This window comes from Streptococcus catagoni, from assembly GCF_011421425.1.
Lineage (GTDB): Bacteria > Bacillota > Bacilli > Lactobacillales > Streptococcaceae > Streptococcus > Streptococcus catagoni.
In genome coordinates this window covers 158,192-185,087 of record NZ_WPCW01000001.1, presented here as the reverse complement: position 1 = coordinate 185,087, position 26,896 = coordinate 158,192, and the positions used below count along the sequence as shown (strand labels likewise).

Sequence of the window (26,896 nt, the reverse complement as noted above, 5' to 3'; positions counted from 1 at the left end):
AACAACTAAGGAGAGACGACTATTTATTTTTTAGGCGACAAGGATAGTCTGTCAACCCTAAAATATAATCTGTACTAACATGGTAAAGTTCTGAAAGCTTAATAAGATAATCAACAGGTAAATGCCGTTTCCCAGTCTCAATTTTTGAATAGGACGATTGACTGCATGATAGATACTTTGCAAGATATTCTTGAGTTAAATCACAATCTTCTCTCAGGTTTTTAACACGCCTACACATTCGTTTGTTCCTAAGAAAATTATAGTTAAAATCTAAACGAATTTTAGTTTTTATTCTAAATCGGCATAAAAAAGTCAATGCTAGAATTCTTATATTTATATTAGCGGGTAGCTGCCGCTAGTATAGCCCCTTTTATTATCAAAGGGTTTGTCAAATCACAATCTCTTAGAAAAATTAAGACGCTCTTTTAATTGCTCGTAAACTACGGTTTGATCACACTCCTAATAAATTAATGCATGAGTTAAAAGAACTAACACACTATCAAAACCGCTTAATTCAGCACGGTCTAAATTCAAGAAGTATATATCAGATTGCTTGAGATCATCTTCCTTGAACTCCACGGAATCGTCAGTAAACTTCATAGCTAATTTATTTATGAGTTACTAATAAAATATCCTTCCTCTCAAAAGATAACTCATGCTCTGTTCTCATCATTATTTAAAATTAACTGACTGACCGCTGATAAGGTAAGCAAGATACAATAAATAAACAGACTGTTGGTAATAATTCATCTGCTTTATCCGTAGAACTAATGCAATTAATCGAAAGTATTAAACACTACGATAAACAGATTAACCAAGTTCAAGATGAGATTAATCTCTTAATGATCAACTTGAACTCGCCTTTGTGCTATTATTATAGCTGAAATTAAGACTATCCATAATTTTAATAATCCAAATCAAATATAAACCTTTGCAGATTTAGATTCTGCTACTTACCAATCAGGACAAAAGGATAGTTTAGCTCATATGGTTAAGCAAGATTCTTCTTATTCAATAGTATTGCCTAATACAGATTGCTATTTACTCTCCGTATTTTAAAGCCTATTTAAGACTGAAAATCAATCAAGGAAAACTTTAATTAACCAGTTAAATAATTGCTTTCTCTTTCCTTTCTTGTTATAATGAAGTAAATTTTTACAAAATATTATTTATCAATTAGAAATAAGGAGATTTTATAATGTCAAAATACCTAAAATACTTCTCTGTTGTTTCGTTGGTTCTGACTAGTTTTGTTTTAGCTGCATGTCATCAACAAAATCCTCAACCAAAAGATCGTAGCCGGAAGCAACGACCAAAAGATGAATTGGTTGTTTCTATGGGGGGAAAGCTCCCTCATGAATTCGATCCAAAGGACCGTTATGGAATCCATAATGAAGGTAATATTACCCATAGCACCCTATTGAAACGTTCTCCTGACCTAGACATAAAAGGAGAGCTTGCTAAAAAATATAAAATCTCTAAGGATGGCTTAACGTGGTCGTTCGACTTAAATGATGATTTTAAATTTTCCAATGGTGAGTCTGTTACTGCTGATGATGTCAAGTTTACTTATGATATGTTGAAAGCAGATGGAAAGGCTTGGGATCTAACCTTTATTAAGAACGTTGAAGTAGTTGGGAAAAATCAGGTCAATATCCATTTGACTGAGGCGCATTCGACATTTACAGCACAGTTGACTGAAATCCCAATCGTCCCTAAAAAACATTACAATGATAAGTATAAGAGCAATCCTATCGGTTCAGGACCTTACATGGTAAAAGAATATAAGGCTGGAGAACAAGCTATTTTTGTTCGTAACCCTTACTGGCATGGGAAAAAACCATACTTTAAAAAGTGGACTTGGGTCTTACTTGATGAAAACACAGCACTAGCTGCTTTAGAATCTGGTGATGTTGATATGATCTACGCGACGCCAGAACTTGCTGATAAAAAAGTCAAAGGCACTCGCCTCCTTGACATTCCATCAAATGATGTGCGCGGCTTATCATTACCTTATGTGAAAAAAGGCGTCATCACTGATTCTCCTGACGGTTACCCTGTAGGAAATGATGTCACTAGTGATCCAGCAATCCGAAAAGCCTTGACTATTGGTTTAAATAGACAAAAAGTTCTCGATACGGTTTTAAATGGTTATGGTAAACCAGCTTATTCAATTATTGATAAAACACCATTTTGGAATCCAAAAACAGCCATTAAAGATAATAAAGTAGCTAAAGCTAAACAATTGTTGACAAAAGCTGGATGGAAAGAACAAGCAGACGGTAGCCGTAAAAAAGGTGACCTTGATGCAGCGTTTGATCTGTACTACCCTACTAATGATCAATTGCGAGCGAACTTAGCCGTTGAAGTAGCAGAGCAAGCCAAAGCCCTAGGGATTACTATTAAACTCAAGGCTAGTAACTGGGATGAAATGGCAACTAAGTCACATGACTCAGCCTTACTTTATGCCGGAGGACGTCATCACGCGCAGCAATTTTATGAATCACATCATCCAAACCTAGCAGGTAAAGGTTGGACCAATATTACGTTTTATAACAATCCTACCGTGACTAAGTACCTTGACAAAGCAATGACATCTTCTGACCTTGACAAAGCTAACGAATATTGGAAGTTAGCGCAGTGGGATGGCAAAACAGGTGCTTCTACTCTTGGAGATTTGCCAAATGTATGGTTGGTGAGCCTTAACCATACTTATATTGGTGATAAACGTATCAATGTAGGTAAACAAGGCGTCCACAGTCATGGTCATGATTGGTCATTATTGGCTAACATTGCCGAGTGGACTTGGGATGAATCAACTAAGTAACGCGTTTAGTTAATACAGCGACTTTAAGTCTGGAGTCTGAGAAAACAAGATACACAAAACTGTGCTGATCGTTTCCTCGGCTCCTTTTCTTATTGATTAAGGAGATTTCATTGTGAAACGTACTACCATTATTATCATCTTGAAAATCATCAGATGTATCACACTTATTTTTGGGGTATCTGTTTTGACCTTCGTTTTGTTAAAACAATCTCCAGTAGATCCTGTCATGGCAAGTGTCAATTATGACACATCACTAACCCCTGCTCAGTACAAAGCGATTGCTCACCACTATGGCTTGGATAAGCCAGCTCTAGTCCAATATTTTATTTGGTTGAAAAATGTGATACAGGGACATTTAGGGACTTCACTTGTTTATCGGCAACCTGTTAGTGATATTATTAGATCACGGGCAGGTGCTTCTTTCATACTTATGGGACTCTCTTGGATCTTATCGGGTCTTATTGGATTTATCTTAGGAACGTTATCAGCTTTCCATCAAGGGAAATTGCTTGATCGGATTGTCAGGTGGTTTTCATACCTTCAGATATCAGTACCAACGTTTTGGATTGGACTCATTTTTTTATTAATCTTTTCTGTCCAGCTGGGGTGGTTCCCGATTGGTATTTCTTCCCCGATAGGAACTTTGAGTCAAGATATTACGTTAGCTGATCGGATTAAGCACCTTATGTTACCTGTTTTCACGCTAAGCATTTTAGGTATTGCCAATGTCACTCTTCATACGAGAACTAAAATGATGTCGGTGCTTTCTAGTGAATATGTTTTATTTGCCAGAGCGCGTGGGGAAAAACAGTGGCAAATCTTTAAAAATCATTGCCTTAGAAATGCTATCGTACCAGCTATTACACTACATTTTTCCTATTTTGGAGAATTGTTTGGAGGATCTGTTCTTGCTGAGCAAGTTTTCTCATATCCTGGCTTAGGGTCTACCCTCACTGAAGCAGGACTTAAAAGTGATACACCGCTACTTCTAGCTATTGTGATGATAGGAACATTATTTGTTTTTGCGGGCAATCTTATTGCGGATATTTTAAATAGCATCATCAATCCACAGTTAAGGAGAAAAGTATGATATTGAGACGTCAAACGATAGTTTTATGGCAACTAGGTATCGCCATTTCTCTCATTCTTAGTATTCTAGCCTTAAACCTTTATTTCTATAGGACGCCTTTGGAAACCAATGTAGCTTTACGCAACCTCGCTCCTTCATTAAACCATCTTTTTGGGACAGATGGTTTAGGTAGGGATATGTTTGTCAGAACGATTAAAGGCCTTTATTTCTCTTTACAAGTCGGCTTATTAGGTGCCCTTATGGGAGTCTTTCTTGCGACCGTTTTTGGAGCGCTTGCAGGTCTAGGAAATAGTCTTATTGATAAAATAATAGCCTGGTTGGTTGATTTGTTTATTGGTATGCCTCATTTGATTTTTATGATTCTCATTTCTTTTGTTGTTGGGAAAGGGGCTCAAGGGGTTATCGTTGCAACAGCTGTTACCCATTGGCCCTCTCTAGCAAGGCTTATCCGCAATGAAGTCTATGATTTAAAGAATAAAGCCTTTGTCCAGCTCTCTAAAAGCATGGGAAAAACGCCTTATTATATTGTGAGGCATCATATCCTGCCTTTGATTGCTTCTCAAATTTTCATTGGGTTTATCCTCTTATTTCCGCACGTCATCCTGCATGAAGCATCCATGACTTTCTTAGGATTTGGCCTTTCTGCCGAACAACCTTCGGTTGGTATCATTCTGTCAGAGGCAGCTAAGCATATCTCTCTTGGAAATTGGTGGTTGGTGATTTTTCCAGGACTTTATCTTATTTTGGTTGTCAATGCCTTTGACACTATCGGAGAATCCTTAAAGAAACTCTTTTACCCTCAAACGGATCATTTTTAGGAGGTAGAGATATGACAGAAACATTATTAAGCATTAAAGACCTCTCCATCACCTTCACTCAATACGGAAGATTTTTAAAACCATTTCAATCAACACCGATACAAGCGCTGAATTTAGAAGTTAAAAAAGGTGAGTTATTAGCTATTATAGGTGCTAGTGGTTCAGGCAAGAGTTTATTAGCACATGCTATTATGGATATTCTTCCTAAAAATGCAGCTGTAACAGGAGATATGATTTATCGGGGTCAATCACTAACTTCTAAACTCATCAAACAGTTGCGAGGAAAAGAAATGACGTTGATTCCACAATCCGTTAATTATTTAGATCCATCTATGAAAGTCAAGCATCAGGTGCGCTTGGGTATCTCAGAAAATGCTAAGGCTACTCAAGAAGGATTGTTTCAACAGTTTGGTTTAAAAGAAAGTGATGGTGACTTATATCCTTTCCAACTTTCTGGCGGAATGCTCCGACGTGTTTTGTTTACAACGTGTATTAGTGATACGGTTTCTTTGATTATTGCGGATGAGCCCACCCCTGGATTACATCCAGATGCTCTGCAAATGGTTTTAGATCAACTACGCTCCTTTGCAGATAATGGAATAAGCGTTATCTTTATCACTCATGATATTGTAGCAGCTAGTCAAATTGCGGATCGTATAACTATTTTTAAAGAGGGAAAAACTATTGAAACAGCCCCAGCTAGCTTTTTTAGCGGAGGTGGGGAGCAATTACAAACAGAATTTGCGAGAAGTTTATGGCGCACACTCCCTCAGCAAGAATTTTTGAAAGGAGTTACTCATGACCTTAGAGGCTAAAAAGCTTGGCTTTTATCATAAAAAAGATCAATGGCTTTTTAAGGAGATTAATTTAGAGGTAGCACCTGGTCAAGTTTTAGGTATATTTGGACAAAGTGGGTGTGGAAAAACGAGTTTATCCAGAGTGCTTGCCGGTTTTTTGCAGCCTAAATCTGGTGAAGTATTAGTTGATGGCAGTCATTTGCCTAACAAAGCATTTAGACCTGTACAACTTATCCAACAACATCCTGAACAAACCATGAATCCTTTATGGCCTATGAAAAAAAGTTTGGAAGAAGCCTACTATCCAAGTCAAGATTTGCGAGATGCTTTTGGCATTCAAGAAAAATGGCTAAAGCGTCGTCCTAGTGAACTCTCGGGAGGGGAATTGCAACGCTTTTCGATTGTGCGTTCATTACATCCAGAGACGAAATACCTTATTGCAGATGAAATGACTACTATGTTGGATAGCATTACACAAGCTAGTGTATGGAAAAGCCTGTTGGAGATTGTAAAGGATAGAAATTTAGGTCTCATCATTATTAGTCATGATTTTGCTATGTTAGAAAAACTCTGTGACGCGTGCTATATGATTGAAGAGAATCGTACTCAACTGTTCAAGCATACTTAACACCTACGGTTATTACCTATTGAGTCTTTTTCTAACAAAATCACACCATTAAAAAAACCAGGAAAAGGCACTGCACCCCAATAATGGGACAGAAGAAAAACACTCTTATGAAACCAATTTCCTGAATTGAACAGGAGATTGGTTTTTAAAATGACGTTGAATTCTAGTTTCATTATAAAATGTAATGTAATTTTTAACAATATTTGTAATACTATCTTTGTTGTATTTTCTCCTATTTTGGAGATAAAAGGTTTCAGTCTTTAGAGCGGAGTGAAACCATTCAATACAGGCGTTATCTGCCGGTGTCCCTTTTCGAGACATTGAGCGGATAATGCCTTTTTCTGTGCAAGCCTGGTAGTAAGGCATAGAAGTATACACTGACTGTGTAAGATTACTCCTTTAGGCAATTTTAACTGATTAAGGGTGTCTAGTACAAAATCCGTGTCCTGACAATCTGAGATAGTGTAAGCTATAATTTCTCGGTTATAGAGATCCATAATTGATGAGAGATACAATTTACAGTTACCGAAATATAGGTAGGTAATCTCTGTTACAAGCTTTTCCATAGGCTTATCTGCATGGAAATCCCTACTCAATTTGTTATCTGTTAAATAATAAGCTTTACCCAAATTGGGAACTTTCTTGGTACGTGTCCGACAAAGCCAGCCATTATTTTTCATGATACGATAGACTTTCTTTGCATTAACAGTCAATCCGTGAATCTTTTTGAGCAATCGTGTAATGGTACGATAGCCATAAATAAAGTGATTCTCCATGCAGAGTTGTTCAATTAATTCAATGACGTCATCTTTTTTTGCGGCTTCTCATACTCCTTTTTCCAACGGTAAATAGGTCGACCGTTTGACCTTAAAACAGTCTAGAATGACAGCTATCGGGTAGTTGTTTTTATAGTCTTCCACAAGCTTGATAAGACTTACTTTATCGATTTCCTTATCAAGCTTTGATACTTTTTTAGGAGTTCAACTTGAAGTTTTAATTGTTCAACTTCAGATAATTGTTCCATTCCTTGACCGTAAGTATATTGCTTACCTACAGGTTGATAAAAGCGATACGTTTCTCCTTTTTGATACCAGCGCCACCAAGCGTATATTTGGCTTTTATTTTTAATACCAAGTGTATCCATAATAACTTTTTCAGTTTTACCTGATTTCTTCATTTCAATACAGGATAATTTTGTTTCTAATGAATAAGCTTTTTTGACCATAATAAAACACTCCTAATTCTATTTTACTAGAATTAGGAGTGTTTTTCTTCTGTCCCACTTACTCGGTGCAGTGCCAATTGGATGTATACTATAAAAGTAGACAGAACATTGTGTGCTATAATCTGTTTTAAAAGACACCAAAACGAAAGGACATCCTATGTCAACATTTAAACGCTACGATGAAGAATTTAAACAATCTCTTGTCAACCTTTATCAAACTGGAAAAACTCAGTCTGAACTCTGTAAAGACTATGGTGTATCCGCTTCTGCGCTTGCAAAATGGATCAAACAGTATTCTCAAGTCAAACTCGAAGATAATTCTGTACTTACTGCAAAGCAAATACAAGAGCTACAAAAACGTAATGCCCAACTTGAAGAGGAGAACCTCATCTTAAAAAAAGCAAGTGCCATATTCATGCAAAACTTAAAGTAAGACTCCTCGCTGTCTATCGGTTGCGCTTCGAACACGCCACAACAACCTTGTGTCGTGTTTTACGTATCAATCGCTCCACTTACTATAAATTTCTAAAACATAAGCCCTCAAAAAGAGAATTGGATAATCAATTTTATAGAAAACAAATACTTGAGATTTATACCAAAGCAAACAAAAGACTTGGTGTGAAGTCTATCAAGGTCATTCTTCAAAGAGACTATGACACAATAAGCTCTGAAGGAAGAATTTACCGTCTTATGAAGAATATGGCGCTCCCTAAAATGGCAACTGTTAAGCCAAAACGAGCTCTTAAAAAAGCTCAAAAAACTTACCCTCAGAACTTACTCAACCAAAAATTTAATCCTAATCAACCAAATCAAGTATGGACAACTGACTTCACCTATATCTCTATCGGATATAAGAAACACGTTTATCTCTGCGCAATACTTGATCTCTATTCTAGAAAATGTATTGCTTGGAAACTAAGTCATCGTATGGATGCAAAGTTAGCATGTGATACTCTAGAATTAGCTCTTAATAAAAGAAAGATGGAAGGAACACTTCTCTTTCATTTCGACCAAGGGTCACAATTTAAGGCCATGGAATTTAGAAAAATAATTGATGACAACAATATCATGCAGTCTTTTTCTAAACCTGGATATCCTTATGATAATGCCGTAACTGAAGCATTTTTCAAGTATTTGAAGCATAGACAAATCAACCGAAAAAATTATCAAAATATCAAACAGGTTCAATTAGATTGCTTTGAATACATTGAGAATTTTTATAACAATTACAACCCACATACGGCTAATCTAGGACTAACTCCTAATCAGAAAGAAGAAAATTATTTTAATGCAATGAAATAACTCGGTTTTCTGTCTACTTATTTGACATTAGTCCAGTATGAGATGGCACATCACAATTTGTCGTGATAACTATTCTTTCTTTTGCATCATTTCCTCCTGAAAATAAAAAAGCGAGAACACTTCTTAAAATGTTCTCGCCCAAAGTTTATAAATGAACTCCTTTGACCAAAATAGGTAATAAACCTATATAAAACAAAAATCCTGCCAAAGATTTTTTTGGCAGGATTTTTGGCAGGAAACCAAATCAATTTATCAGTTTCTTTAAATCGCTATAAGCTATAAAAGATTGGTAAATTGGGATTCCGCTCTCAAATTGCTATGTGCTTCTTATTTAAGTGTAACTGAAGCGCCAGCTTCTTCAAGTTTAGCTTTGATTTCTTCAGCTTCTGCTGCTGCAACGCCTTCTTTAACGTTAGCAGGTGCGCCATCAACAAGACCTTTAGCTTCTTTAAGACCAAGTCCAGTGATTTCACGTACAGCTTTGATAACGCCAACTTTTTTGTCGCCAGCAGAAGTTAATTCTACGTCGAATGAATCTTTAGTTGCTTCTTCAGCACCACCAGCAGCTGCAGCAGCTACAGGAGCAGCTGCAGTTACACCAAATTCTTCTTCGATAGCTTTTACAAGATCGTTAAGCTCAAGGATTGAAGCTTCTTTAATTTCAGCAATAATGTTTTCAATGTTCAATGCCATTGTAATTTCCTCCAAATATTTAAGTTAAAAGTTATTGTGTAGCCTTAGGCTACTTGTTGACACATTAAGCAGCGTCTTCTTTGCTTTCTGCAACTGCTTTGACAGCATATGCAACGTTGCGAACTGGCGCTTGAAGTACTGAAAGGAGCATAGATAGCATACCTTCGCGGTTTGGCAATGCAGCAAGTGCTTGGATTTCTTCTTTTGAAGAAGTAGCGCCTTCGATTGCTCCACCTTTGATTTCAAGTGCATCAGCAGTTTTAGCAAAATCGTTGATGATTTTAGCAGGTGCAACAACATCTTCATTTGAAAATGCTACTGCAGATGGTCCTACAAAGATATCTTTCATATCTTCAAGTCCAGCTTTTTCTGCGGCACGTGACAAAATTGAATTTTTGATAACTTTAAATTCAACGTCTGCTTCACGAAGTGAACGACGTAAAACAGTATCTTGTTCAACTGTAAGACCACGTGAATCGACAACAACGATACTTACTGCATTTTTCATTTTTTCAGCAATAAGATCAACGTGTTCAGCTTTTTTAGCAATAATTGCTTCACTCATTAGTTTTACCTCCGTTTTTATTTTGTGCTTAGGTACAAAAAAATCGCACCTAAACCTAGACACGAAAGTACAAATACGTTATATAATAATGACGTTTTGTGCCTCGGTAGGAATCTTACGAGCTGAGCTCCCCTACTGTCTTAGGTCAGTTTCATTTAAAAACCTTTATTAGTATATATTAAAGTTCAGATAATGTCAACTAAAATTTTCTTTCTCCTTTAATTTTTTATAAAGGTCAAAAATAGTCAAACTTTTTATTGACCTTTTCTGACCAAAGTATTATAATAGTATCAGAAGGTGGTTACTAAGCCAAAACATTAATAGTTTAAATAAGAACTCTTGCTTTACTATTTGAGAAGAAACTATTAATCCTTCCGTACAATTGTATTAGTTTATAACTTTAGTAGACAAAGAAAAAAGAGGTGTTTTTTATGGCAAATTATTATGGAAAAGAACCATTCGGTAATATGGATGATATTTTCAACCAATTAATGGGAAATTTAGGTGGTTTGAATACTGAAAATCGTCGGTACTTGGTCAATGGACGTGAAATGACGGCAGAGGAATTTAATCAATTCCGGAAAAAGGCTGCTGCTTCTGCAGAAAATCAAGAAGAAACCAAAAGAACAAACAGTCACATCCAAGATGACGGTATCTTATCAAAATTAGGAACAAACCTAACAGAAAGTGCAAGGCAAGGAAAGCTAGATCCTGTTATTGGACGAAACAAGGAAATCCAAGATACTGCTGAAATTTTAGCAAGACGTATTAAAAACAATCCCGTACTTGTAGGTGATGCCGGAGTCGGTAAAACCGCTGTTGTTGAAGGCTTAGCTCAAGCTATTGTCAATGGTGATGTTCCTGCAGCAATCAAAAACAAGGAAATTATTTCCATTGATATATCAGGTCTTGAAGCTGGAACCCAGTACCGTGGTTCTTTCGAAGAAAATATCCAAAATCTGATTAAAGAAGTCAAAGCTTCTGGAAATATTATTTTATTCTTTGATGAAATCCATCAAATTTTGGGTGCCGGTTCCACAGGTGGAGACAGTGGCTCTAAAGGTTTAGCCGATATTATCAAACCAGCATTATCACGTGGAGAAATAACCGTGATTGGGGCAACAACCCAGGATGAATATCGTAATACCATCCTGAAAAACGCTGCACTAGCGCGTCGTTTCAATGAAGTTAAGGTTAATGCCCCTTCTGCAGAGGATACCTTCCACATCCTCATGGGCATTCGAAATCTTTATGAACAACACCATAATGTCATCCTTCCTGACCCTGTACTTAAGGCTGCTATTGATTATTCTGTTCAATACATCCCACAAAGAAGTCTTCCAGATAAGGCTATCGACTTAGTTGATATGACCGCAGCTCACTTAGCTGCCCAACATCCTGCAACTGACGTCAAAAGCATTGAAAAAGCTATTGCACAAGAAAAGACAAAACAAGAAAAAGCTGTTGAAAATGAAGATTTCGAAACAGCTTTGAAAGCAAAAACACGTATTGAAGAATTGCAAAAACAAATTGATAATCATACTGAAGATCAAAAGGTTACTGCTAATACAAACGATATCGCGCAATCCGTAGAACGTTTGACTGGCATTCCCGTTTCAAAAATGGGAGCTAATGACCTAGAACGCCTCAAAGAAATTGACAGCCGCTTGAAGGGACACGTCATTGGACAAGACAAGGCTGTTGAAATGGTTGCCAAGGCTATTCGTCGTAATAGAGCTGGTTTTGATGATGGTAACCGACCTATCGGTTCATTCTTATTTGTAGGACCAACTGGCGTTGGTAAAACAGAATTAGCCAAGCAATTAGCTATGGACATGTTTGGTTCAAAAGATTCTATTATCAGGCTAGACATGTCAGAATACAGTGATCGTACAGCAGTTTCAAAACTGATTGGAACTACTGCTGGTTATGTTGGTTATGATGACAATCAAAATACCCTAACAGAAAGAGTCCGTCGAAACCCTTATTCTATTATCCTCTTGGATGAAATTGAAAAAGCTGATTCTCAAGTCATCACCCTTCTACTCCAAGTATTGGATGATGGGCGCCTGACTGATGGACAAGGTAATACCATCAATTTCAAAAATACAGTGATCATCGCAACTTCAAATGCTGGTTTCGGGCATGATGATTCTGAAAACCCAGTTAAAATTATGGATCGCATCGCTCCTTACTTCAGACCTGAATTTTTGAACCGCTTCAATGGTGTCATTGAATTCCTCCATCTTCAAAAAGAAGATTTGAAGGAAATTGTAGATTTAATGCTATCTGAAGTTGATCAAACAATTGCTAAAAAAGGTCTTAGCCTAACAGTCAGTGAGGATGTTAAGAAACACCTAATAGAACTTGGTTATGATGAAGCCATGGGAGTCCGTCCGCTTCGTCGCGTTATTGAACAAGAAATTCGTGATCGCATAACCGACTTCTATCTTGAACATCCAGAAACTAAAGACTTACTTGCAGAAATGGAAAATGGACATATCAGTATCAAAGAAGCCGCAAATCAGTAAGAAGACTAGAAAATGCACTAGCTGCTCCTTCCACTATTAGATTTGAAAAAGACAAAGAAATCCCTCAAATCCTTTCTTAGGATTTTGAGGGATTTTTCTATTTTAGGGACACAGTTTTTACTTGATAAAAACCAATTTCTCCTTCCCCTTTAAGCTTACTTTCTTTCCTTGAATGCTATAGTCAAAATAGCCTTTTAAATCTTTCTTGCTTAGTAGCCTATTTTTCTCATTGATAGATTTGATATCTATTTTACGCATCAAGCGATTAACATTGCCCTCAGCAACTTCCATGGACATAAGGCTAGTGGCTTTATGATAAGTTCCGTCCATTTCATGGGCCGTTTTCTCCATCTCAAGATCAACCCGATCTTCTATATCTTTGAGACTAGGAATTGTCTTTTCCATCATTTCTTTTATCTCAGGATCTAATTGATCTAAAGACATGTGCTGTTCTTTCAATGATTGTTCAAGCTGTTTCTTGACAAATTCAAGCATTTTTTGACTAAATTTCTTTTTCTTAATTGGTATCTTAACTGTTAGAATAGCCTTATCATTTTTAACTGACATTGTCAGTTTGGGATTTGCAATAATATCTTCCGTCTTTATACCAAAACTTTCATCGACATTAGCAACTTCCTTGGTAAACGCCTTTTTTAATTTCTTTGCTGCGGACTGAGATGTCCAATCGCCTTCCAATGAATCTGTTTGGTAACGGTAAAAACAGACTGCACCGACTAGCAATAATATAGATAAGAGTGCCAGTAGTATTTTTTTAACTCGAGAAGGTGATTTTCTTGATTCACCCTCCAAAGTTTTCGATTTTTTTGATAACATCTTAGTCTCCTCCAAGCAGATAGTATCATTTTCTAATTTTTCAGTCAATTCTCCTTTTTTCTTAAATTAGGCTGGTCATCATCCTTGATCCTATAAAGATCAGGCTACTTAGAGGCTTAGAAAAGTAAGAAAAAAGTACTTATTTAAAAGTACTTTGGCGTGTTCAAACCATATCTAAGATGGTATCCCAGGCTTGATCAATACCTATTTTGTCAACAGATGAAAAAATAATGAAGTGATCTTGAGCATCAAATGATAATTTCTTTTTAACCATAGATTCGTGCTTATTCCACTTTCCACGCGGAATCTTATCTGCTTTGGTCGCTACTACAATAACAGGGATTTCATAATATTTTAGAAAATCATACATCTGTACATCTTCCTTTGAAGGTTCATGACGAAGATCAACCAAGGAGACAACTGCTCTTAAATTATCTCTGCTGGTTAAATAGTCCTCAATCATTTTTCCCCATTTAGCTCGTTCTGTTTTAGAGACCTTAGCATAACCGTAGCCTGGAACGTCTACAAAACGAATTTTATCATCAATGTTGAAAAAATTTAATAATTGTGTTTTTCCTGGCCTGCTAGAAGTTCTAGCTAAATTTTTCCTGCCAAGAATAGTATTAATAAAACTAGATTTCCCCACATTTGAGCGACCAGCAAGTGCTATTTCCGGGATATCATCTTGAGGATAATGGCTTTTATTGGCCGCACTTAGTAAAATTGAGGCATTATGAGTGTTTAACACTTGTTCTTCAGCCATCTGGTCTCCTTTATGCTGTTTCTAAAATTGGTTTTTCATAGCCTTCAACAGCAGATTTTGTTATTTTTACTTTGGTTACTTCTTCTTGACTTGGGATATCAAACATGATATCAAGCATTGTTTCTTCAATGATTGAGCGCAATCCACGCGCCCCTGTCTTACGTTCTATTGCCTTACTAGCAATAGCTTCTAAGGCTTCTTTTTCAAACTCAAGATCCACACCATCGTATGACAAAAGGGCCTGGTATTGTCTGACTAAGGCATTCTTAGGCTCTGTTAAGATTTGAATCAAATCATCTCTACTTAATTGTTCCAAGGCTGCGACAACTGGTAAACGTCCAATAAATTCAGGGATGAGACCAAACTTTTGAATATCATCAGAAATAATCTCTTGCATATAAGAAGCTCCCTCATCTATTTTACGATTGTTTTGTCCAAAGCCGATGATCTTTTCTCCTAAGCGTTGCTTAACAATTTCTTCGATTCCATCAAAAGCACCACCAACGATAAACAAGATATTTTTGGTATCTATTTGAATCATTTCTTGGTTGGGATGTTTACGTCCACCTTGTGGTGGAACACTGGCTTCAGTACCTTCAATAATTTTCAATAGAGCCTGTTGGACACCTTCACCTGATACGTCTCGCGTGATTGAAACATTTTCACCTTTTTTGGCAATCTTATCAATCTCATCAACGTAAATAATGCCTCGTTCAGCTCGTTCTACATTATAATCTGCTGCCTGAATAAGCTTTAAAAGAATATTTTCAACATCTTCTCCAACGTAACCAGCTTCCGTTAAGGAGGTTGCGTCAGCTATGGCAAAAGGTACATTTAAACTCTTTGCTAATGTTTGAGCCAAAAAGGTTTTTCCAGAACCTGTAGGACCAATCATCAAAATATTTGATTTCTGAAGTTCTACCTCGTCTTCTTCACGGCTTTCAGTATATGAAACACGTTTATAATGATTGTAAACAGCAACTGCTAAAGCGCGTTTTGCCCGATCTTGACCAACAACATATTGATTTAATGTGTCCAGTAATTCCTTGGGCTTTGGAACTTCAGCTAAGTCAGCTAGTACTTCTTCAGCAAGCTCTTCCTTAATAATTTCTTGTGATAAAGCCACACACTCATTACAAATAAAAACATTATTACCGGCTATAATTTTTTTAACTTCATCTTGGCTTTTGCCACAGAATGAACAGTGAACCTTAATGTCAGTACTCCTATTTGCCGCCATAATTCCTCAAACTTTCTTTTTCTAAATCTCTCTTAAAACAGTGTGCCATAGAAGGCATGTATGGTATTTACTAAATTACTGAAGGCATTCAATAAAAAAAGAACACCTAAACCATAACGCTTTTTGTGAAATGCTGGTAAGGCACAAAGCACACAAATAGCGCACAAAAAAGCCGTAAATATTCCAAAAAGACTACGTTGCATGATTATTTCTCCCTTAGACTTACTTTTTACTTAAAACATGCACTGTAAAATCATAAGGGTTTTTATCATCTTTTTCATAAAAGAAGTGATCTTCTTCCTCAAATCCAGACATATCTAATTTTGGACAATAAGTGTCACCTTGGAAGTGATGATGGACAACGGTTTTAATTATTTTATTAAAGTGACCATCAAAGCTTTCTAAGACTTTTGCTCCGCCGATGACATACAGATTTTTGTCCTGGGCATGATACCACTCAAGTACTTTTTCAAGGCTAGTCATTGTTAAAACACCGGGAATCTCATAGAAGGCATTACTTGTCAAAACAAGAGTTTGACGATCTGGCAATAAGCGACGCTTCATACCTTCAAATGTCACCCTACCCATTAATACAGCCTGATTAAGGGTCGTATTTTTAAAATGTTGTAATTCTTTTGGCAGATGCCATGGTAATTTATCATTTGCACCGATAAGACCATTCTCATCTTCTGCCCAAATACCAATGATTTCCTTAGTCATTTTGAACTTTCCTCTTTTATACTTTCCTTATTCTACCAAATTTCACGGAAACTTGCTCACAAAAAAATTGAAGAAGAACCTAGATAGCAAGGTCAAACCTCAGTTGTGGTTTAACAGGTTGATAATCAATAAGCTCAAAATCTTCAGCCTTGATATCAAAAAAGTTAGTTCCATCAGGAACATTTAATAGAAGTTTTGGCTGACAATCTGCTGGTTCTCGCCTTAGAAGTTCCTCTGCCTGTTCAAATTGATTATCATAAATATGTAAATTATTGACAAAATAGAAGAATTTTCCAATTTTCCAGCCAAAGTGTTTAGCAATCATCATTTGGAAGGCTACATACTGCATGGCATTAATATGATGAGCCACCAGCATATCATTGGACCTTTGAACCAAGGTCGCATCTAAGTATATGTCTCCATCTACTCGACGCACATCAAACATGGTTTGAAAGGCACAAGGTAATAAACCTTCTGTTTCTTCAAAGGCTTCATAATCCCAGAGAGAGATAACATTGCGACGATTCCAAGGATTCTCTTCCAATTGTTTGAGGATTTTAGTCATAATATCATGTTTTTTGACAACAGCGCCATAACGTTGACCAATGGTTCTGCTATTACCGACCTCCCAATCACTCCAATAGTGAACATTATACTTTTCCTCTAGAATATCTAAACTATTAGACTGATCTTGATAGATCCACAAAAGCTCTTTGATAGCTGCTTTAATAGGAATAGGTCTCAGAGTAGTTATGGGGAATTCACCTTTTGACAGATCATATTCAGCAAAGGAACCAGTTAGGTATTTAGAATTGGCACTTTGACCATTTTTGTATTTTGGTCTTGCCTGTTCGCTGTAAACACCCTCACCTAAAATTTTCTTAATATTAGCTTTAAAAATACTGTCTGCTTTTGTCATCACAAAACCCTTCCACCTAGTATACTGTTATATATTTTACCAAAATTTTAAAAAATAGCTAGAAGAAAACCATTTTATTAAGTGACTTTAGGCAGTCAATTTAAAAGATTAAAATTAACAGTACGATTAAAACCCTCTTTTGCAACAAAGTATGATAAAATATTAACGGTATTATAGTAGAAAAGAAGGAAAAATATGACTATAGGAATTGATAAGATTGGCTTTGTTACCAGTCAATACGTATTAAAAATGGAGGATCTAGCCCAGGCACGCCAAACAGATCCCGATAAATTTACCAAAGGTTTGATGCTTGATGCCATCAGTATTTCGCCAATCACAGAAGATATTGTTACCTTAGCAGCCAGTGCTAGTCAAGAAATTCTAGATGAAGAAGATAAAGATAAGATTGATATGATCATCTTTACCACTGAAAGCTCTATCGACCAATCTAAGGCAGCCAGCATCTACATCCACAGCTTACTAGAAATCCAGCCTTTTGCCAGATCAATTGAAATGAAAGAAGCATGTTATAGTGCCACTGCTGCTCTTGACTACGCTAAAGCACATGTTAATATGCATCCCCAATCACGGGTTTTAGTTATTGCTAGTGATATTGCTAAATACGGCATTGATTCATCTGGCGAACCAACACAAGGATCAGGAAGTTTAGCAATCTTAGTGAAAAGCAATCCCCGCATTGCTATTTTAAATAACGACAATGTCGCACAAACACGAGACATTATGGATTTCTGGCGTCCTAATTACTCAGCAACACCCTATGTTAATGGGATTTATTCAACCAAACAATATCTAGACTCCTTAGAAACCACTTGGAAAGCCTACCAAGAGAAAAATAAGAAGACCTTGGATAACTTTGCAGCTTTCTGTTTTCATATTCCCTTCCCTAAACTTGCCCTCAAAGGGCTTAATAACATTATTGACAAAACTCTAGCAGCAACCAAGGCCCAAAAATTAAGAGAAGCCTTTGAAACTTCCATTCTTTATAGCAGACAAGTCGGAAATATTTATACCGGATCTTTATATATGTCACTCTTAGCTCTTTTGGAAAATAGCAAAGCTTTAAAGGCAGGAGACCATATCGGCATGTTCAGCTATGGGTCAGGAGCCGTTAGTGAGATTTTCAGCCTTGAATTGGTTGACGGTTACCAAAACATGCTTAAAACAGACCGCCAACAAATTCTGAATAAACGTCAAAAACTCACTGTAGAAGACTATGAAAACATCTTTTATGAAGAAAGTAAGCTTGATTCAGAAGGTAATGCCCAATTTGAATCCTATTTAACCAGTGGTTTTTCACTTAAAGAAATTAATGAACACCAAAGGATTTACCAAAGAAATGACAAATAATAAGCTTAACTGGTCTGGCTTTTATAAGAAGTCCCTTGAGCAGAGACTGGAAATGATTCGTGATTTTAACCTGCTAAATGAAGACAAACTTAAGAGCTTGCAAAATCAAGATTTGCTAACTGCTGATACTGCCAACCAGATGGTTGAAAATACCATTGGCCGCTTTGCTCTTCCCTTCAGTATAGTCCCTGACTTTGAAGTTAATGATAGAGTCTATCAATTGCCATTTGTAACAGAAGAACCATCAGTTGTAGCTGCTGCTTCTTATGCAGCAAAGATTGTGAAAAGCTCTGGTGGCTTTAAGACCAAGGTTATTGGACGCCAAATGATTGGGCAGGTCGCCTTGTATGATCTTGAAAACAAAGAGATTGCAAAGAAAAGAATCCTAGAAAATCAAGAAAGTCTCATTAAACTGGCAAATGATTCCTATCCTTCTATTGTTAAACGTGGTGGTGGAGCTAGAGAAATAAGGGTCGAAATCAAGGACCAATTTCTTATAGTCTACCTTACAGTTGACACCCAAGAAGCTATGGGCGCTAACATGGTTAATACAATGATGGAAGCCCTCGTCCCAAGCTTAGAAGAAGAAACAAAGGGAAAAAGCCTTATGGCTATCCTCTCAAACTATGCTACTGAATCACTGGTTAGTTCAGAATGCAGTATTGATTTTCGCTACCTAAGTCGTGATCCTAAACAGGCTCTTATCCTAGCCCAGAAAATGGAATTAGCTAGTCGTCTAGCACAGATTGACTCTTACCGTGCCGCTACCCACAACAAGGGTATTTTTAATGGGATTGATGCCATAGTACTTGCCACAGGCAATGACTGGCGGGCAATTGAAGCTGCTGGACATGCCTTTGCTTCTAAAGATGGCTCATACAAGGGGTTAACAGAGTGGACCTGTGATCTTGAAAACAAGCTGGTCAGAGGCACACTGATAATGCCCATGCCCATAGCTACCAAAGGTGGTTCCATTGGTTTAAACCCTAGTGTTTCCATTGCTCACGATCTGTTAAAGTATCCTGAGGCAAAAGAACTTGCACAGATCATTGTTTCTGTTGGCCTAGCTCAGAATTTCGCAGCCCTAAAGGCTCTAACCAATACTGGTATTCAAGCTGGGCATATGAAATTGCAAGCCAAATCATTAGCTCTCTTAGCTGGTGCAAGTGAAGCTAATCTTACAAAACTCCTTCCACTTCTATTGAAAGAAAAACATATGAATCTAGAGACAGCACAAAAACTCTTAAAGAAACTTGAGGACAGTAAATAGGTTTGACAATATTGTCAAACCTATTTTTAATATGCTTACAAGCTCTTCTTTTCTTTCCTAGCTATTAATGAGATCAAAAGAGACAGCACTATCATGACTAAAGCCTTGAAAGGATGTCTTGTACTTTCTTCACTGGTTTGAGGAAGTTTTGTTCTAGAGTTACTAAAACTATCCTTATCAGCATTTTGTCCCTGTAATAAATTCAGCTTTCTCTGATTTTTTATTCTCTCTCTTCTAGCAGAAAGTTGAGTTTTTTGCTTAATAGATTCTTCTTTTTTGAGTTTTTCCAAGTAAGTCGCTGCATCCTGACAAGCATTCTTGATTGCCTGGAAGATGCCTTGTCTGTGTGCATTGGCTTTCTCAACAACTCTTATTGTAGGAAATTCTCCTATATTCTTAGCCAGTATATCATAAATGGAAAACCCTTCATAATCAGCCAAGGTCGCAATGGCTAGGCTGTGATAACCCTCATTATCTTCATCAATATTAAGGATTGTATTTCCATACTCATCTATTTGTCCCTGGCCCACTTCAGCACTTCTATCTAAAACAAAGATGATTTTCCCCTTGTCATCAAAGTAAAGATTCAAAAAGATATAGTAATCTGGGATTGGCAAGGAAGACTCTAAATGGTAAAGTCCCTCTGCCATATGGGTATTCGCTAGTTGCCCATTGTTTCTTGCTAACTGGGATAAAAATTCAAGCTCTTTCATTAGTCGCTTGATCCTTTGATCTGTTAGGGCACTATTATTATAGGCTCTGCTTGCTTCAGTAATCTTAGCCTCCAGTAAGGAGCTATCTTTAAAGTGTGGATGACCTTTTTGCACCCTGATAGCTTTTTCTAGGGCCTTGTCCAAATCAATCCTGCCCAAGAAGAAACTTGTCTCATTGACAAACTTGTTTTGTGCGCCTTGCGATAAGCTTTGATCCTCTAATAAAGATTGAGCTTTTTTCTCCAAGTTCACATACTGCTTTCTCGTACTATCACGCAGTTCTTCTATGTCTAGATCTTTAATGGTCTTCAAAAGTTTAGTAATCGGAGACTTGTCCTTACTGATTTCTTCAGGATTTACTCTGAAAAAATCACCATCTGCCAAGCTTGGCTGTAATTTACTCTTAGTTTTGACAAGGACTTTCTGATATTTGGGGTGGCCTGTATTGTGATCAAAGGCATTAAAGGCAATAGTTTGTAAGTCCTTAGGAACAGAGACCTCCTTTAAAAGGTTTGTCTTAAAGGCTTGGGCAGAAATGCTTTCTAAGGATTTGGGTAAGCTAAGCTTAGTTAAGAGATTATCAGCAAAGGCTTGGACAGAAATTGTTTTCAAAGCTTCTAATTGGCTAAGATCAAGGTCTGATAAGGCATTTGACAAGAAGGCCATTTCACCAATTTCCCTAAGCTTATTTCCCATAAAGAGCAGGTTAGTAGCCCCATTTTGGCGGAAGGCAGAAATACCAATTTTTTCCACATTTTCAGGAATGATAATGGCATAAATACGATTAATATGAAAGGCTGCATCTCCAATTATTTTCAATTGATCATTTAAACTTAAAATATCAATTTGATTATTCATAAAGCTGCCCTGACCAATCTCTTCCAAATCATCATTAGCTTCAAAACTTGTCAGATTATTTGACTGAAAGGCAAAGTCACCGATTTTTCTAATGGTTGATGGCAGGATTAGCTCTTCAATATCATATTTTCTCAGACTTTTATTGTTGAAATCAACATTTCTAAAAGCATTGGCTGCAATTTCTGTGATAGGAAGATTCTGAGCATTCACTTTTGGAATTTCTAATTTCTTGTTCTGACGAATTTTTAAAAGGCCACTTTCTGAAAATCCTGTAAGAACAGTCCCCTGATAAGTGAAATCTTTGACTGTCCACCGGCTGTAATCAATTGCTGGTAAAGTCGTTTTTTTATCTTCCCCAGGATTGACATAGACATGCTTGTCTATCAGTCCAATGCTTGTAGCTTTTCTTGACGTTTTGATCACAACAAAATTTCCATAGTGAGCGTCACCTGGATTGGCTGCAAAGGCATTTTCTTCAATTTTTTCGATGGGGCTTTCAATAGTAAGGTGTGAAATAGAATTATCTTCAAAGGCTGCTTCTTTAATAACCTTTAGATAGGGACTCTTTATAAGTAGAGTTGTGATTCTATTAGATTTAAAGGCTCTTTCACCAAGTTCTTTTAAGGACTTTGGTAAGATAAGTTCCTTGCTAAGACGATTATCAAAAAAGGCATTATCTCCAATTTTTTCTAAGGAATCAGGAAGGTCTACCTGGCTAAGATTGGTATGAGCAAAGGCATAATCTGAAATCCCTTTTAGGCTTTGAGGGAGCCTAATCTCAGAAAGATTTTTATTTTCTGTAAAGGCATCTGAGCCAATGTAGAGATAGCCTTCTGGAATAATCAGTGATTTTATGGCATAGGCATTAAACTCTTCACCTTGATTAATAATTTCCCTCTTATCAACATCCAGATTGTCTACTTTGCCATTTTCTCCCGGTCGACTAATATAATCTGGTATAGCCGTCCTTTTATTAGGAACAAAAGCAAAGCTAGCAACCCTTTCTATCCTTCTACCCTCTTGATCTCTGGCAGGAAGTACCAGTTGGCCTGTCTGCCGTAATTTTTTCACTCCAGCCTTAGAAAATCCAATAATTTGCTTATCTTGAATGATAAAATCAGAGATATCCCAAATACTCTTGTTGACTTCTTCTTCCCGCTTTACTGAAAGTACAGTCTCTTCCTTTTGATTCTTCTTAAGCTTAGTCAAGTCTTTATGCTCATTTGTATCTTTATCTAAAAGAAGAGAAGTTCCCTTACTCTCTTCTTTCTTCTCAATCTGTTCACTTTCTTGACTAGTATCTTTTAGTTCACTTTCTTCTTTTTTATACTGAGGAGAGCTCTTCTTTTCGTCTTCTGTCTGTTTTATTAGCTGCTCTTTTGTAGTGGAAGACTGATCGGAAAACAAGTCTGCAACATCTCCATCAACCTGATCCTTATTGTCACTTAGGGATAGATTGTCTTTTGGATTATCATCTTCTTCAAACCAGTCATCATCATTATTGGCTTTTTCTACATGCTCTCTGCTAATTGGACTTCTTTGATTCTGTTCTTCTTTGGCATAAACCTCCTGACTACACACGAGACTTGTCACCGCAAGGAGTGACAGTGTGATTACCTTGGATTTTGATTTCATTAATTTTCCTTTCTTAATAATAAGTTTTGAGAAAAAAGCCTCCTAAGCTCAATTTCTCTTCTTATGTTTTCTTTTTTTTAGTTTTTAAAAAACTTTTTCCTTTCCTTAAAAAGGTCACATGTCTTTTGATAATAGCACAAAAAACAGATAATTACAACAACTTAATTATTTTTTTAAGCTTACCTAAATTTAAGTCATATAAAAAATGAACAAGATCTTCTTGCTCATTTTTATATCTTATTGGTTGGCTTCTTTTAATCTGCCATAGAGAAGATAATCAACCTTTTTTAAATCCTTTATCTCTTTACAATCTAAAGCACACATGATAAGCCTTAAATCCTTTTTCCAGCCTTCAATTATGGCAATCACTTCTTCAACTTGATACTTCTCAACCAGTTCTAGTACCATACGTGAAAGGCCTACTGATCTTGCCCCTAGCACCAAACATTTAATCATGTCTAGGGGATGCCGGACGCCTCCTGAAGCAAGAATTTCCACTTCATTGATAAGGTCCTTACAGTTTAACAAACACTGAGCTGTACTTTGCCCCCACTGATCTAGATAGGGGCGATTCCCTCCCCTTCGATTTTCGATATAGGCAAAAGAAGTTCCACCCCTGCCTGAAATATCAAAGCTTTTAATACCTAAGTCACGCGCTTGACAAATTGTTTTGCGATCCATACCAAAGCCAACTTCTTTTAGGATGACGGGAACAGGAATTTGTTCTGCGTAATCTTTTAAATGACTCTTCCATTCTTTAAATTCTCTTTCGCCCTCAGGCATTAAAAGTTCTTGCATGAGATTGATATGGACTTGAAGAAAAATAGGCTTCATCTCTTCAACGGTTCTTAGGCCTAAAGAAATATCCTTATCAAGCCCAATATTAGTTGCTAATTTAAGATCTGGGGCATGTTTCCTTAATTGGTAAGATTGATCATTAGGATCTTTGAGGGCAGCACTATAAGAGCCTGTAACCATGACTATTCCAGTAGCCTGAGCCACTGCTGCCAACTTTTCATTAACAGCCTTTCCTTTTTTGCTTCCACCAGTCATTGCATTAATGTAAAATGGAAACTCAAAATCCTGCCCTGCAAAATGGGTTGATAGGTCAATATCCTTTAAATCATAACTAGGTAAGGAATGATGAATAAGTTCAATATCATCAAAAGAATTGTAGTCTGATTTATAGCTTAAAGCGTATTTAATGTGATCATTTTTCCGATTTTCCATGGTCACTCCCAACTTTCTTGGTAGATTGTCTGAATACCTCTTTGTTCCCAGTCTTTGATGAGAGTATCTTTAGCTGCCTGAGAAAAGGCAAAAGCAACTCCGCAGTCTCCACCGCCTGAACCAGATGACTTAGCTACTGCATCAATACCTTGACAGGATTCCTTGAGTTCTCTTAATTTTGGATGATAAACAGCAGGATCTAGATCCATTAGCAACTTACTTAATCTTTCAATAGAAGCCATAAAAAGCTCTTGATCATTTTCTAAGAGGGCTTTTTTACAGGATAGAACGCCAAGTTGACTTTCCCTTAAAAAAGAATCGTCAATTTTTGCTTTCAATAAGTTAATCATGTCTTTTGATATGGAGGGAATCTTAGTCCAACCCACTAAAAAATGAGTGGCTAACTTAGGTCTTATCACTTCAATTTGATAACCCCAATCACTTTTGAGAAGGTCTTCAAAAGATTCCTCCTTGATCCGTTGACTTATTAATTGTCGATCAAATGATCTATAAGCAATCAGATCTTCAAAAGCAATACAAGCAATATCACCCATTGAACCATTATCTCCTAACTTCAATAAGCTATAGGCAGCAAGCTTAAAAAGCAGATCCTTTGAGAGTTCAATCTGATAAAACTTAGCCAGTGCTTTTAGGGTTAGAACAGTAACACTTCCACTTGAACCGATACCATACTTTTTGCCATTTTCCTCCATTTTTCCTTTGATGGATAAGGAAAAAGCTGGAAGATCTTCGATTTTTTTACCTAACAATTGAGACATTGTTTCAATGGCAGTCTGGATGAGCTGATAATTCTCATCTGCTTTCAAACCAGCAACATAATCATACTTATCAGAATATAGGCTTATTTCTTTGCAAGCCTTTATTTCTGCTGTCATTTTAATTGGAATATTCTTAATAATAGCAGTCTGCCCAGCTTTTAGGATGGCATACTCCCCAGCAAGGTACAATTTACCACCAGTCTCTACTTTGTACTTAGTCATTTTGTATTTTCCTAGTTTTTGACACAATAATCTTGTAATCTTTTTCAAAAATAGCAGCCAAAGCCTCTAGATCCTTCTCCAAACAGAGAACCTTCACATTGGGACCAGCATCCATTGTAAAATAACAGTGATAGCCCTCTTTTCTAAGTTCCCTTACCCTTTCCATAGCCTCATAGGAATCTTCAATGAGATAAGAAAAAGCAGGATTTGCCTTGTGGGTTGTCTGGTGCATGGCTAAAGCATTTTTTTCTGTTAAAAGCCCTACTTTCTCAAAGTCATTTTCTTTAAGATAGCTGAGCATATTCTTATAATCAACGGCAGACTCTTCTACCCATTGGTCAAAGTTTGTTGAGGTTTCACGACACAATTTCATACCATCTCGGCTTGAAACAGATTTTTTCGTTTCTTTGACAATTAGCATAATCATAGCCAGCTGTAAGTCTGTTTCTACTTGATAGATATCACCACTGTCCTTATCCCAGGCTGCAATTGGCCCAAAAAAAGAGCGGGAAGCTGATCCAGAAGCAAACTTGGCCTTTTGAGCTAAGTCTGATTGTCTAAGCCCCCCTTTGAAAAATATATTACAGGCTTTAACTAAGGCCGAAAGTCCACTGGAACTAGAGGACAGCCCTGCTGCTGTTGGCATATTATTAAAGGTATCAACTTGAACAAAGGTTTTAGAATCCCTTCGAAATTGGTCAATAATAGTACTTATCTTTTGGTGTTCTTTTTGGTCTTGCAAAAGGCCATCAATGTAAAAAGTATCCTTTGTTGCAGTTTCTGGTAGCTCTGTTAACCTTGTTTGCGTATACATGTTTTCCAGTGTCAACGAAATACTGCTTGTTGAAGGAATCATCAATTCTTGATTTTCCTTTCCCCAATATTTGATGATTGCTATATTTGCATATGATTTAACTGTTACAGTTTTTGGATCCACGTATTTACTGCCCCTTCATTTACTAAATTCTGACAAATCTTGTCAGCAATTGTTTTATTGTCAGCTAAAGCAATGATACAACCGCCTAATCCACCACCAGACATTTTGGCTCCTAGAGCCTCAGAAGCTAAAGCAACCTCAACCAGTTGATTTGCTTTTTCGATACTAACACCAATAGCCTTCAAATTGTAGTGAGCCTCGGTCATTGCTTGACCTATAAATTTTTTATTTTTTATTTGGATAGCTGCTACAACAGCCTCTGTTAGATCTCCAAGTTTTGCTAGATAGGGTAGATTACCTTCTTCATATTTAGCAACTTTGGCAACTGCTTCTCTAGTATGACCATGAATACCCGTATCCGCAATAACCAGATAGGCATCCAGATCAATGGACAAACTTTCAAAGCCAATATTTCTGATAAACTTAATGGCATGGTCGCTCAGACAAGTTTTAGCATCCAAGCCACTTGGGTTTGTATGAGCTATTATTTCTGCTTTGTTGACCAAAATCTCTAAAAGATCATTAGACAGGTCTTTTTCAAAGTAGGAAAAGACAGCTCTTATGGCTGCTATGGAAACTGCTGCTGAAGACCCCATACCTCTTTTTTGAGGAACTTGAGAGATGATCTCATAAGCAATTGGTTTTTCTTTGATTTGTAAATAATCAAGTGCTGCATAAATAGCCGTTGACAAGGTATCATAAAAATCAAACTTTAGCTTTTCTTTTGCCTCACGAATGCGACAAACAACTTCGATGTCTTTTAAGGGAAGTGCAATAGCGGGATAGCCATAAACAACAGAATGCTCTCCCATTAAAATAATCTTACTATGTGCTTTACCAATTCCTATTTTTTCACTCATAACCTTATCTTTTCACAAAACTTAATAATTCTTTTACCTTACTATTTTACACTAATTGCTCATAAAATGCGA

Annotated in this window: 22 protein-coding genes, 1 pseudogene and 1 other annotated feature; of the genes and pseudogenes, 9 read left to right on the top strand and 14 right to left on the bottom strand. The window is 36.8% G+C overall.

Translation table 11 applies throughout. The annotated features are described in order from the left end of the window. Positions 1-19 precede the first annotated feature (19 nt). Entirely contained in the window at positions 20-238 is a 219-nt protein-coding gene (locus HBN42_RS00890) for a helix-turn-helix domain-containing protein (RefSeq protein ID WP_165992836.1), read from the bottom strand. A gap of 960 nt (positions 239-1,198) precedes the next feature. Between HBN42_RS00890 and HBN42_RS00885 the strand changes: the two genes are divergently transcribed. From HBN42_RS00885 to HBN42_RS00865, 5 genes are all read left to right on the top strand, one after another. Then, positions 1,199-2,827, top strand: coding sequence for an ABC transporter substrate-binding protein (locus HBN42_RS00885; RefSeq protein ID WP_165992835.1), 1,629 nt, complete (start codon positions 1,199-1,201; stop codon positions 2,825-2,827). Positions 2,828-2,939: 112 nt separating this feature from the next. Further along, a complete protein-coding gene (locus tag HBN42_RS00880) occupies positions 2,940-3,917 on the top strand; it encodes an ABC transporter permease (RefSeq protein WP_165992833.1) in 978 nt (325 codons plus the stop codon). Next, positions 3,914-4,735: an ABC transporter permease gene (locus HBN42_RS00875; protein WP_165992831.1), complete on the top strand. Its 822-nt coding sequence runs from the start codon at positions 3,914-3,916 to the stop codon at positions 4,733-4,735. Before HBN42_RS00880 ends, HBN42_RS00875 begins: the two co-directional genes overlap by 4 nt. A gap of 11 nt (positions 4,736-4,746) precedes the next feature. Continuing rightward, positions 4,747-5,550 carry an ATP-binding cassette domain-containing protein gene (locus HBN42_RS00870; protein ID WP_165992829.1) on the top strand — a complete coding sequence of 268 codons (804 nt, stop codon included), beginning with the start codon at positions 4,747-4,749 and terminating at the stop codon, positions 5,548-5,550. Next, complete coding sequence (locus HBN42_RS00865; RefSeq protein WP_165992827.1) at positions 5,534-6,160, top strand: ABC transporter ATP-binding protein; 627 nt, start codon at positions 5,534-5,536, stop codon at positions 6,158-6,160. The genes HBN42_RS00870 and HBN42_RS00865 overlap by 17 nt, the downstream gene beginning before the upstream one ends. A gap of 105 nt (positions 6,161-6,265) precedes the next feature. On the opposite strand, the pseudogene HBN42_RS00860 reads toward HBN42_RS00865, so the two are convergent. Next, a pseudogene (locus HBN42_RS00860) lies at positions 6,266-7,388 on the bottom strand (IS3 family transposase). A 154-nt stretch (positions 7,389-7,542) separates the two neighbouring features. On the opposite strand from HBN42_RS00860, the gene HBN42_RS00855 reads away from it, so the two are divergent. Continuing rightward, a protein-coding gene (locus HBN42_RS00855) for an IS3 family transposase (RefSeq protein WP_165992825.1) occupies positions 7,543-8,687 on the top strand; the annotation gives its coding sequence in 2 pieces (ribosomal slippage) (positions 7,543-7,774 and positions 7,774-8,687; 1,146 coding nt in all). A 327-nt stretch (positions 8,688-9,014) separates the two neighbouring features. Here the strand turns inward: HBN42_RS00855 and rplL are convergent. Continuing rightward, positions 9,015-9,380, bottom strand: a complete 366-nt coding sequence (gene rplL, locus HBN42_RS00850) for a 50S ribosomal protein L7/L12 (RefSeq protein ID WP_018365894.1) — start codon at positions 9,378-9,380, stop codon at positions 9,015-9,017. Positions 9,381-9,444: 64 nt separating this feature from the next. Next, the gene (gene rplJ / locus HBN42_RS00845) at positions 9,445-9,945 is read right to left on the bottom strand and encodes a 50S ribosomal protein L10 (protein ID WP_165992823.1); all 501 of its coding nucleotides are present in this window, start codon (positions 9,943-9,945) and stop codon (positions 9,445-9,447) included. Between the two features lie 28 nt (positions 9,946-9,973). Next, positions 9,974-10,108 (bottom strand) — a sequence feature (ribosomal protein L10 leader region). A gap of 268 nt (positions 10,109-10,376) precedes the next feature. Here rplJ and HBN42_RS00840 point away from each other — a divergent pair. After that, positions 10,377-12,476 carry an AAA family ATPase gene (locus HBN42_RS00840; RefSeq protein WP_165992820.1) on the top strand — a complete coding sequence of 700 codons (2,100 nt, stop codon included), beginning with the start codon at positions 10,377-10,379 and terminating at the stop codon, positions 12,474-12,476. Positions 12,477-12,593: 117 nt separating this feature from the next. Here HBN42_RS00840 and HBN42_RS00835 read toward each other — a convergent pair whose 3' ends face one another. The 5 genes from HBN42_RS00835 to HBN42_RS00815 all read right to left on the bottom strand — a co-directional run bounded on the left by HBN42_RS00835 (position 12,594) and on the right by HBN42_RS00815 (position 16,952). Next, positions 12,594-13,310, bottom strand: a complete 717-nt coding sequence (locus HBN42_RS00835) for a hypothetical protein (RefSeq protein WP_165992818.1) — start codon at positions 13,308-13,310, stop codon at positions 12,594-12,596. Positions 13,311-13,473: 163 nt separating this feature from the next. Then, entirely contained in the window at positions 13,474-14,073 is a 600-nt protein-coding gene (gene yihA / locus HBN42_RS00830; protein ID WP_165992816.1) for a ribosome biogenesis GTP-binding protein YihA/YsxC, read from the bottom strand. Positions 14,074-14,083: 10 nt separating this feature from the next. Continuing rightward, on the bottom strand, positions 14,084-15,313 hold the full coding sequence (gene clpX, locus HBN42_RS00825; protein ID WP_165992814.1) for an ATP-dependent Clp protease ATP-binding subunit ClpX: 1,230 nt from the start codon (positions 15,311-15,313) through the stop codon (positions 14,084-14,086). Positions 15,314-15,535: 222 nt separating this feature from the next. Next, positions 15,536-16,033 carry a dihydrofolate reductase gene (locus HBN42_RS00820; RefSeq protein WP_165992812.1) on the bottom strand — a complete coding sequence of 166 codons (498 nt, stop codon included), beginning with the start codon at positions 16,031-16,033 and terminating at the stop codon, positions 15,536-15,538. A gap of 79 nt (positions 16,034-16,112) precedes the next feature. Continuing rightward, the gene (locus HBN42_RS00815) at positions 16,113-16,952 is read right to left on the bottom strand and encodes a thymidylate synthase (RefSeq protein ID WP_165992808.1); all 840 of its coding nucleotides are present in this window, start codon (positions 16,950-16,952) and stop codon (positions 16,113-16,115) included. Positions 16,953-17,147: 195 nt separating this feature from the next. Between HBN42_RS00815 and HBN42_RS00810 the strand changes: the two genes are divergently transcribed. Both HBN42_RS00810 and HBN42_RS00805 read left to right on the top strand, forming a co-directional pair. Then, a complete protein-coding gene (locus HBN42_RS00810) occupies positions 17,148-18,320 on the top strand; it encodes a hydroxymethylglutaryl-CoA synthase (protein ID WP_165992806.1) in 1,173 nt (390 codons plus the stop codon). Beyond that, positions 18,310-19,590 (top strand): hydroxymethylglutaryl-CoA reductase, degradative, encoded by a 1,281-nt coding sequence (locus tag HBN42_RS00805; RefSeq protein ID WP_235925325.1) that lies wholly within the window; start codon positions 18,310-18,312, stop codon positions 19,588-19,590. Before HBN42_RS00810 ends, HBN42_RS00805 begins: the two co-directional genes overlap by 11 nt. A gap of 35 nt (positions 19,591-19,625) precedes the next feature. Here the strand turns inward: HBN42_RS00805 and hupY are convergent, their stop codons facing one another. The 5 genes from hupY to mvk all read right to left on the bottom strand — a co-directional run bounded on the left by hupY (position 19,626) and on the right by mvk (position 26,824). Then, entirely contained in the window at positions 19,626-22,796 is a 3,171-nt protein-coding gene (hupY, locus tag HBN42_RS00800; protein ID WP_165992802.1) for a leucine-rich repeat adhesin HupY/LrrG, read from the bottom strand. Between the two features lie 237 nt (positions 22,797-23,033). Continuing rightward, the gene (gene fni / locus HBN42_RS00795) at positions 23,034-24,026 is read right to left on the bottom strand and encodes a type 2 isopentenyl-diphosphate Delta-isomerase (protein WP_165992800.1); all 993 of its coding nucleotides are present in this window, start codon (positions 24,024-24,026) and stop codon (positions 23,034-23,036) included. A 2-nt stretch (positions 24,027-24,028) separates the two neighbouring features. Next, positions 24,029-25,027 (bottom strand): phosphomevalonate kinase, encoded by a 999-nt coding sequence (locus tag HBN42_RS00790; protein WP_165992798.1) that lies wholly within the window; start codon positions 25,025-25,027, stop codon positions 24,029-24,031. Next, positions 25,020-25,964 (bottom strand): diphosphomevalonate decarboxylase, encoded by a 945-nt coding sequence (gene mvaD / locus HBN42_RS00785; protein WP_165992796.1) that lies wholly within the window; start codon positions 25,962-25,964, stop codon positions 25,020-25,022. The genes HBN42_RS00790 and mvaD overlap by 8 nt, the downstream gene beginning before the upstream one ends. Further along, positions 25,946-26,824: a mevalonate kinase gene (mvk, locus tag HBN42_RS00780; RefSeq protein WP_165992792.1), complete on the bottom strand. Its 879-nt coding sequence runs from the start codon at positions 26,822-26,824 to the stop codon at positions 25,946-25,948. Before mvk ends, mvaD begins: the two co-directional genes overlap by 19 nt. Positions 26,825-26,896 lie beyond the last annotated feature (72 nt).

What these genes read in the sequence shown, in the direction of transcription:
- HBN42_RS00890 (WP_165992836.1), bottom strand. Translation starts at nt 238, where the DNA reads ATGTGTAGGCGTGTTAAAAACCTGAGAGAAGATTGTGATTTAACTCAA.
- HBN42_RS00885 (WP_165992835.1), top strand. Translation starts at nt 1,199, where the DNA reads ATGTCAAAATACCTAAAATACTTCTCTGTTGTTTCGTTGGTTCTGACT.
- HBN42_RS00875 (WP_165992831.1), top strand. Translation starts at nt 3,914, where the DNA reads ATGATATTGAGACGTCAAACGATAGTTTTATGGCAACTAGGTATCGCC.
- HBN42_RS00870 (WP_165992829.1), top strand. Translation starts at nt 4,747, where the DNA reads ATGACAGAAACATTATTAAGCATTAAAGACCTCTCCATCACCTTCACT.
- HBN42_RS00865 (WP_165992827.1), top strand. Translation starts at nt 5,534, where the DNA reads ATGACCTTAGAGGCTAAAAAGCTTGGCTTTTATCATAAAAAAGATCAA.
- rplL (WP_018365894.1), bottom strand. Translation starts at nt 9,380, where the DNA reads ATGGCATTGAACATTGAAAACATTATTGCTGAAATTAAAGAAGCTTCA.
- rplJ (WP_165992823.1), bottom strand. Translation starts at nt 9,945, where the DNA reads ATGAGTGAAGCAATTATTGCTAAAAAAGCTGAACACGTTGATCTTATT.
- HBN42_RS00840 (WP_165992820.1), top strand. Translation starts at nt 10,377, where the DNA reads ATGGCAAATTATTATGGAAAAGAACCATTCGGTAATATGGATGATATT.
- HBN42_RS00835 (WP_165992818.1), bottom strand. Translation starts at nt 13,310, where the DNA reads ATGTTATCAAAAAAATCGAAAACTTTGGAGGGTGAATCAAGAAAATCA.
- yihA (WP_165992816.1), bottom strand. Translation starts at nt 14,073, where the DNA reads ATGGCTGAAGAACAAGTGTTAAACACTCATAATGCCTCAATTTTACTA.
- clpX (WP_165992814.1), bottom strand. Translation starts at nt 15,313, where the DNA reads ATGGCGGCAAATAGGAGTACTGACATTAAGGTTCACTGTTCATTCTGT.
- HBN42_RS00820 (WP_165992812.1), bottom strand. Translation starts at nt 16,033, where the DNA reads ATGACTAAGGAAATCATTGGTATTTGGGCAGAAGATGAGAATGGTCTT.
- HBN42_RS00815 (WP_165992808.1), bottom strand. Translation starts at nt 16,952, where the DNA reads ATGACAAAAGCAGACAGTATTTTTAAAGCTAATATTAAGAAAATTTTA.
- HBN42_RS00810 (WP_165992806.1), top strand. Translation starts at nt 17,148, where the DNA reads ATGACTATAGGAATTGATAAGATTGGCTTTGTTACCAGTCAATACGTA.
- HBN42_RS00805 (WP_235925325.1), top strand. Translation starts at nt 18,310, where the DNA reads ATGACAAATAATAAGCTTAACTGGTCTGGCTTTTATAAGAAGTCCCTT.
- hupY (WP_165992802.1), bottom strand. Translation starts at nt 22,796, where the DNA reads ATGAAATCAAAATCCAAGGTAATCACACTGTCACTCCTTGCGGTGACA.
- fni (WP_165992800.1), bottom strand. Translation starts at nt 24,026, where the DNA reads ATGGAAAATCGGAAAAATGATCACATTAAATACGCTTTAAGCTATAAA.
- HBN42_RS00790 (WP_165992798.1), bottom strand. Translation starts at nt 25,027, where the DNA reads ATGACTAAGTACAAAGTAGAGACTGGTGGTAAATTGTACCTTGCTGGG.
- mvk (WP_165992792.1), bottom strand. Translation starts at nt 26,824, where the DNA reads ATGAGTGAAAAAATAGGAATTGGTAAAGCACATAGTAAGATTATTTTA.